Source organism: Pseudoalteromonas pernae (assembly GCF_039831865.1).
In the GTDB taxonomy this organism is placed as follows: Bacteria; Pseudomonadota; Gammaproteobacteria; order Enterobacterales; family Alteromonadaceae; genus Pseudoalteromonas; species Pseudoalteromonas pernae.
This window is the reverse complement of the sequence record NZ_JBDODM010000003.1, coordinates 375,634-383,423: the sequence shown is the minus strand read 5'-3', so window position 1 is coordinate 383,423 and position 7,790 is coordinate 375,634. Positions and strand designations below refer to the sequence as shown.

At 45.7% G+C, this 7,790-nt stretch carries 6 protein-coding genes and 1 pseudogene; 5 read left to right on the top strand and 2 right to left on the bottom strand.

Going from position 1 to position 7,790, the window contains the following annotated elements; genetic code table 11:
• Positions 1 to 8 precede the first annotated feature (8 nt).
• A complete protein-coding gene (locus V1358_RS09700) occupies positions 9 to 872 on the top strand; it encodes a hypothetical protein (protein ID WP_347393406.1) in 864 nt (287 codons plus the stop codon).
• Positions 873 to 1,209: 337 nt separating this feature from the next.
• Here the strand turns inward: V1358_RS09700 and V1358_RS09695 are convergent.
• A pseudogene (locus V1358_RS09695) lies at positions 1,210 to 1,788 on the bottom strand (transposase); the annotation flags it as partial.
• Between the two features lie 219 nt (positions 1,789 to 2,007).
• Entirely contained in the window at positions 2,008 to 4,020 is a 2,013-nt protein-coding gene (locus V1358_RS09690; protein ID WP_347393405.1) for a fused MFS/spermidine synthase, read from the bottom strand.
• Positions 4,021 to 4,252: 232 nt separating this feature from the next.
• Here V1358_RS09690 and V1358_RS09685 point away from each other — a divergent pair, with 232 nt between their 5' ends.
• The 4 genes from V1358_RS09685 to V1358_RS09670 all read left to right on the top strand — a co-directional run bounded on the left by V1358_RS09685 (position 4,253) and on the right by V1358_RS09670 (position 7,737).
• The gene (locus V1358_RS09685; RefSeq protein ID WP_347393404.1) at positions 4,253 to 5,155 is read left to right on the top strand and encodes a cyclase family protein; all 903 of its coding nucleotides are present in this window, start codon (positions 4,253 to 4,255) and stop codon (positions 5,153 to 5,155) included.
• Between the two features lie 137 nt (positions 5,156 to 5,292).
• Positions 5,293 to 5,532 (top strand): hypothetical protein, encoded by a 240-nt coding sequence (locus V1358_RS09680; RefSeq protein ID WP_347389781.1) that lies wholly within the window; start codon positions 5,293 to 5,295, stop codon positions 5,530 to 5,532.
• A 252-nt stretch (positions 5,533 to 5,784) separates the two neighbouring features.
• Positions 5,785 to 6,462 carry a c-type cytochrome gene (locus V1358_RS09675; RefSeq protein ID WP_347393403.1) on the top strand — a complete coding sequence of 226 codons (678 nt, stop codon included), beginning with the start codon at positions 5,785 to 5,787 and terminating at the stop codon, positions 6,460 to 6,462.
• Between the two features lie 6 nt (positions 6,463 to 6,468).
• The gene (locus V1358_RS09670; protein WP_347393402.1) at positions 6,469 to 7,737 is read left to right on the top strand and encodes a cytochrome-c peroxidase; all 1,269 of its coding nucleotides are present in this window, start codon (positions 6,469 to 6,471) and stop codon (positions 7,735 to 7,737) included.
• Positions 7,738 to 7,790 lie beyond the last annotated feature (53 nt).

Genomic DNA, 7,790 nt, shown 5'->3' with positions numbered 1-7,790 from the left:
GAAAAAAAATGATTTCTAATGATGTTTATTCTGAGGTCCTTTCTAACGGAAAGAGAACGCTAATTCTCAGAAATGGACTGACAAAGCCTGCAATCGAAAAGATTCTTAAAAATGAATATGATTGTCTTTGGCTTTACTATGGTAATTTTGAAGAGATGGTTAAGCTTCCTCTCGAATGCATTCATGGAGAAATGAAACTTCAATGCTCTGAAGCTCAAAATGTATCTTGGGTCAGCATGTTGAGTTCTATCGATTCATTATCGATAAAGGGAAAAATAAAAGGGAGTATCGACTTTTCGAAATTGAAAGCACTTTCCCATTGTGAAATAGATTGGTGCGCTACCTCCAAGGGAATTATTTCGTCCCGCTTAAAGCTAAGAAGCCTTAGTTTGTCAAAGTTTTCAGGACAGCTGTTAGATTTTTGCGAGGAGACAGCCAGTAATCTAAGTACACTTGGTCTTACGGGCTCTTTAACTAGTTTGCATGGACTTAAGCGGTTCACTAATTTACGTGAGCTTAGCCTATGGAATATGAGAAAATTACAGGATGTTTCAGAGTTGGAATTATGTAAGAATTTAAAATGTTTACAAATTGAAAGCTGTAATTCAATCGAGTATGAAGCTGTTCTAAAAAAAATATCAAATTTAGAAGAGCTATTTTTTGAGAACAAAGAGTTGAGGTCATTGCGATGCCTACCCAAACCTACCTTGAAGAAAATTGTTCTTGGACAGCAAACAAAAATTCTCGATAAAGATGTAGAAGACTTTATGGAGTTTCCGAATCTTGAGGTGGTTTCTTATAAAAAGAAGAAGGGGTATAAATATTCTGCTGAGGAGTTAGGGGAGCTGCTTCGACATAGTAGAAGCAAATAACCAAGACATATATGGACGCTCCCGCTGATGCAAGCTCTTTTTAGCCCTCAGACCCATTTTTCAAAAATAGTCTGATAGCTGTTGTTGCTTTTATCCTGTCTGTTCGTTGTTTGATGGCTGTTCTGGTCAACTCCAGCTAAACTAAACAAGACAGCCATCTTAAAAAGAAAAAAGTTCATGACTTTTCTCTTTGGTTTGCTGGTAAAAACGCGTGTTTTTGTACTCAATGTGGTTAAAGCAAACGGTTAATTCACCTGAAATATCTGTTTTTACGAATTTCAGACATAGGTTGGCCAAAGCGGGTTGGCTCATTATGAAATCTGTAGTGGTCTATGAGTTAAGCAAATAAGGCTTTGCTGTTATTAAGGCAACTTCGTCGCTGTCGATGCATATGGTTGGCGTAGGTGGTGATTGCAGACTCTTTGCCAACGACATTTTTAAATACCTTAGTCAAAGTGGTGGTTAGTTTGAGCCAGTTATCATGGCTGATATCGAGGCGTTCCAATATAGGGCGTGCTGCATCGGGAATAGCTCCGCGTTTATCTTCTCGCATACAACGGCCAGTCCAATCAAGGAGCTCGAGGTAAGTACAGAGCTCAAATGGCAGTCCTTTGGGCATATGTTTGCGCGGGTTGCCGGCAAAGCGAAGAAGGCTTTTTGGTTGTTTTGTTTCTTTGGCTGCCTCAATACGCACTTTGGCACTGGTAAACTCTGATTTTTCAGGCAGTTCAGCCATTTTCGCGCGAATGGGATTTAAATCGACATAGGCTAAGCATGCGGCGAGCGCTGCTTCATCTAGCAGGGCTTGGGATTTGAATCTACCTTCCCAAAAGTGACCGGTGCAGTTATCTTCTTTATTAGCTTGTCGGGCAATATCCTCGTTGAGCACCCGCATAAACCAACTGATACTGGTTAAGAACAGGCTTAAACAGGACAGGCTTAAACAGGACAGCCACCTTAAAAAGAAATGGAGTACATGTTCTTTTTATTTGGTTTGCGAGTAAAAGCAACGTGTACTTGAAATTGATCTTCCCCCAAACAACTAGACATCTCTTTTCTGAAAATGAAGTAAAAGCGATAAATAAAACAATGACGCAGTCTTTGTTAGCCCTGCGCCACTAAATATTAAACAAGCCTACTCACCCATAAACTTCATGGCTTGCAGCAGGTTGCTGTAGTCATCGCGCCACACAAAGGTGGCGGTGGCGCTTGGCCATGGCGACTGAATTCTGCGGTAAGCACTTAAGCGCGCGTGGTCTTGGCTAAGCAATACCCAACGTACATCATGACCATGACTTTGTTGGGCTTTGGCTTCACCGTAGACAATGGCTAAATCGAATTGCTGTGCGAGCCCACGCATCAACGGGGTAAGGTCCAAGTGGGTGTTGGAGATATGCACCGCCAATACACCGTCGTCTTTTAGCTGGGTTAGATAGAGTGCAATTGCTTCTTGCGTGAGCAAATGCATGGGAATCGCATCCCCGCTGAAAGCATCCAATATCAGTGCATCAAAGCCATGTTCTTGCCCTTGTTGCTGCTGAGCGCTAAGCGTAACTCGGCCATCACCCAAGTGGTATTCCAGTGCCGCTTGCGAGGTATTCAAGTAACTAAACTGCGCCTGAGCGGTCGTGAGTACATTCGGGTTTAGCTCGTAGAAGGTATAAGTGTCTTGGCTTTTACCATAGGCTGCCAGCGTCCCTGCACCCAAGCCAATAAAACCAACATGAGAACCATTAGGTAAGTCTTGCAATAAGTGGCCGACCAAGGTTTCTGGGCGGTAATAACTTTGTGGTTCGCCTTTACCTGCGCCTTCAAGTACTTCCACACCGTGTGTCGTCGTGCCATCAATCAAACGGCGCTCTGTGCGCCCTTCAATGTTTACTTCGGTAACGGTTAGTAGGCCATAGAAGTTACGCAGGCGTTCAATGTCGTTACTTTTAAACTGGCCATCGAGCCACACAAACAAGCCAGCGGCGAGCACGGCGCAACTCAGTGCGCTGGCGCTCAAAAGGGTGCGTTTAGGCGAGTTTTTATCGAGCCAAATACCTGTAGCGAACAGCACCAAGGCGGCACCGATAGCTAACGGATATTCGTAGTAGAGTGTGAATACTTGTGGGGCAACAAAGGTAATTACTGCGGTGCCAAGGGCTCCACCTAACGCCATCACTAAATAGAATTGGGTGAGGAATTGTGTACTTGGTTTGGCGCGAACTAGCTCTCCGTGGCAAATCATACAGGCGGCAAACAGCACCAAGGAATAGAGAATCACTTGGCTGACGATATCGAATTGACTGCCGATGAAGAACAAGAAGCAGGCAATAAACACAGAAACTGCCAAGGTCGCGAGCCAAAACAGTCGATGATAGGCTCTTGGCGAGTGGAAACACAACACGAATGTCAGCAAATACAGCGCCAGTGGCAAAATCCATAAAAATGGCACGGGCGCAATGTTTTGTGTCATGGCATTTGTGCTTGCCGTGAGCACCATTACACCGCAAGCACTGAGTCCTAGCCATAATAACCAGTGGCGGTGTACACCGCCACGAAATGCACTTTGTTCTGTGCTACCTAGTTGCTTTGCGCGTTTGTAAAAATGTGCCATGTAGCCATAAAACGTCGCAGCGAACGCAATGAATACACCACTCCAGAGCCATGATTGCTCTGATAATCCAAGCCAAGGCTCGAGGGCAAAAGGGTAAGATAATAATGCCAAGAAGGAGCCGATGTTGGAGTAGCTGTAGAGCTTGTAAGCATGCTCATTGTCTACTTTAGCTTGCCAACTTTGCATTAACGGAGCGGTTGCTGCTAAAGCGAAGTAGGGCAATCCCACGGCCATTGCCAACTGAATAAGCACACTCAACGCGGGAGTCTCGCTTTGCGCTTGCAGCATCTGCGTGCCAATGGGCAATGCGGCAGCGCCAGCCAGTAGCACACCCGCGTGTACGACAAACTGCTTTTTGAGCGCCAAGCGGCTGGAAATAAGGTGTGCGTAACCATAACTCGCAAGTAAAAATGTTTGGAAAAACAACAAGCAAGCTGTCCAAACTTGCGTGCCACCGCCAAAGCTTGGCAATAGCATTTTGGCCATGATGGGTTGCACTTGGAATAGTAAAAATGCGCTTAGAAAAACAAGAATAATCGCAAGCATTGCGACAGCCGCCTCAATATGGTGAAAAACGCGGCAAATGTAGCACAGATTGGCACTGCGCAGAAATCGGGCCTATGTGGTTGAGACTAAGCCGTGCTGCTTCAGTACCAATGGATGGTAATGTTTACATCCCTTAACGAATCTAATTTACGTTTTATTTACATGTTGTGAGATGCTTTAGCTTATACTTGCCCGCAAATGTCCGAATAACAACGTCTTAAGGGATTGATAAATGAACCTATTTAATAAAGTTAAGCGCAGCGCGTGGCTTGCGGCTGTGTTGGCAATGGCGACGACCACTTCAGCGTGCGCTGCCAACAATGGACTTATGGAGCAGCTGTCGTCTGCACAAGTGATTGAGTTAAACCATGTATGGGATGCTAACTCTCCGCTATTGAGCTTTAACCCGCCTTATACCATGGGTATGGTTGATAGCCACAAAGACACCGCAGGGATGATCCCTGAGTTGTCGTTTGCTGCTGATATGATGTACTTCAGTGGTCAGCATGGGGCGCCAAACATTGATGCGATCGGCCATATTGGCCACAATGGTCAAGCGTTTGGTGGTATCAGTACCGAGGAAATCGAAGGGGCACGCGGATTAAAGTCATTAGGCATTGAAGAATACCCAACTGAACGCTTACTAAACCGCGCAGTGTTACTTGATGTCGCGCGCTACAAGGGCGTTGATCACTTAGCACCGGGCTATGAAATTACTGTGCAAGACCTAGAAGAAACAGCAAAAGCGCAGAAAGTGACGATTGAAGCGGGTATGTCGGTGCTTATTCGCACTGGATTTGGCCAGTTTTTTAATGACGATGCACAAAAATACATGGGCTTGCGTCCAGGCCCAGGTGCACAAGCGGCAACCTGGTTGGCACAAAAAGATATTTTTCTGACGGGCGCAGATCAATTAAGCTACGAAGTGGTTCCGGAGTCTGGCACCATTTTCCCTGCGCACCGAATTTTGCTAGCAGATAACGGTATCTACATTGTTGAAAACATGAACCTTGAAGCGCTAAGTGCAGCGCTCGCTAGCGCAAAGAACTTCGAGTTTATGCTGGTGATGAATCCGCCTCGCGTTCGCGGCGCCACTGGCATGGCGGTAAACTCATTCGCTATTTTGCCAAAATAACTTCTCGCACGGGTGCCAGCATTTCGTGTTGCTAGCACCCATTGTCACAGTTCTTTTTCGGATAAAAAATATTTAGGGATTTTATCTTCCTTTGCTAATCTGAGTGCGCAATTGCCAAAACGCAAAGGAAGCGATAGATGATTCACAATTTAGCGTGGCGCTTAATGCAGCCAAAAAAGAAGCGTTGTTCTCGATGTGGTTTGCAGTACACCGCCAAACTGCCACAGTGTGAACATTGTGGTCACTTAGATGAGCAGGGCCTTTCTCGATTAAAATCGCAGCGCGAACGCGAGCATCAAGGACACCATACGCTTGGAAAATACTTTCTGTGGGCAACGATAATCATCGCAGTACTGATGTTGGTGAGTTTCTTTTAGGCAGCTTTGACTTAAAAACACGTTCAAAATACGAGTACATCTGAGCCGCCATCCCATACTCTGTTATTTCCCCCTGCCGAATAATGCCAAAAGTAAAAATCATAATATTATGATTTTTAAAGGCTATTTTAGTTTTTAAAGTAATCCGTTACGCAATTTTTAGAATTCGTCAGACTTTTTTTGGAATTCGTCAGCTATTTTCAAGCGCGCTTTCTATAGTGGGGTCACCGTAACTTCTGAGTGTACTTTACTATGCGTTGTTTCTTTTCATCTGCGCGCCAACTCTACACCGACTATGTTGCAACAATGAGGGCGGTCGTTGCTGTAACATCAGTATTATTTTTCAATGTGGCTTTTTCTCCTATCGCCAATGCTCAGCAGATTAAATCGCCAGCACAGTATCAACAATGTGCGGCATGTCACGGCGCATCGGGTGAAGGAAATCCCTCGCTCAATGCACCAGCTATTGCGGGGCTTTCGCAAACGTATCTGGCGCGTCAATTAGTTAACTTTCACTCTGGTATACGCGGCAGTGACTCACAAGACACACTAGGCCAGCAGATGCAGGCGATGACAAAAGGGCTGGATAAAGACAAAGACATCCCAGTGCTCGTTGCCTATTTGGCCAATCTCACTCCCGTGAATGTAGCGCAACAAACTCAAGGTGATTTAACCAATGGCACTCGTTACTACCAAGGTAAATGCGGCGCCTGTCATGGTGGCCAAGCGCAGGGTAATGAGGCTTTTAATGCACCGCGTCTCGCTGGTCAGGATATTGATTATCTGAAAAGACAAATGCACAACTTTGCAACGGGGTTGCGCGGTACGCACAGCGAAGATAAATACGGTCGGCAAATGGCGATGATGGCTAAAACGACCTCTGGTAAAGAACTCGACGACATTTTGCATTACATCGCGGTTCAGGAGTAATTGGCGATGAAGAAGTGGGTGCTGTTTTTCGCTGTTAGCATTGCGTTGTTTGGTTTTTACTCCGCAGTGCATGCACTCGGTATCATGCCACCAGAGCCTGAATTCTATGAAGTTGATGAGCACGCAGTGTTAACTTCAGCAGATCTTGACGTTGAGCACTTTTCCTTATCACAACGTTGCCCACCGAGTTTCGAATTGACTGAAACTGGGGTATGCAAACTACTAACCCAATATCAATTTTACGACTCGGTGCAAAACAAAGGGTTGGGCGGCACCAAAACGAACTTACCACCACATCGCGATGGTTTTACCCCTGCGCAAATCGACTTAGGTCGGTATCTGTTCTTTGATCCGATTTTATCTAAAGATGGCTCTTTATCTTGCGCCAGTTGTCACCAACCTGACAAAGGCTTTAGTGATGGTGAAGACCGCAGTATCGGCATTACGGGTGACAAGGTAGCGCGCTCAGCCCCCACGCTATGGAATGTGGCTTTTGTAGATAAGTTCTTTTGGGATGCACGCGCAAAAACATTAGAAGAGCAAGCCGTAGGCCCATTGTTTGACCCCAAAGAAATGGGCAATACGCCAGAGCAATTGCTGACAACGTTGCGTGGCAATAAACAGTACAACAGCCTGTTTGCCCAGGCCTTCGCCGATGATTTTGCGCAAAGTAGTGATATTCAATTACCGCAGGTATACACAGCGCTGGCAGCGTTCCAAGCTTCGCTTATTTCACTCAATAGTCGCTATGACCAATACGCTCATGGTTATCATGAGGCGCTGACACCTCGCGAAATTGCCGGAATGAATGTGTTTCGTTCATTCGTAGCCCGTTGTGCTGAGTGTCATCAACCGCCGCTTTTTACCAATAACCAAGTGGCGGTGATTGGTGCACCAGAGCCAGAAGGTCGGCCATTTGATATTGGCGCAGAGAAAACCTACAACGCGCCTAAATTACGTGGCGGCTTTAAAGTGCCAACGCTTAGAAATATCACTAAATCAGCGCCTTATATGCACTCTGGTCGTTACGACAACCTCCTCGATACGGTGAAATTTTATAACGATGGGCGTGGCAATTCAGTACCCGAAGATCAAGATTTGCTGCTGCATTGGCATATTTCAGAACCTAATTTAACCGATGAAGAAATGCAGTTACTGGTGGAGTTTATGGGGGCGCTAACGGATGAAAGTTTAACGCCACCGATCCCCGAGGAAGTGCCTTCAGGGTTGGCTGTCGTTGATGAAAAGTATGCCAAAAGCCGTGCATTGCAATAACCCCCTAGGTGTTTGCCGAGCACATAAAAACAATAACTAAGAATCACAACAAA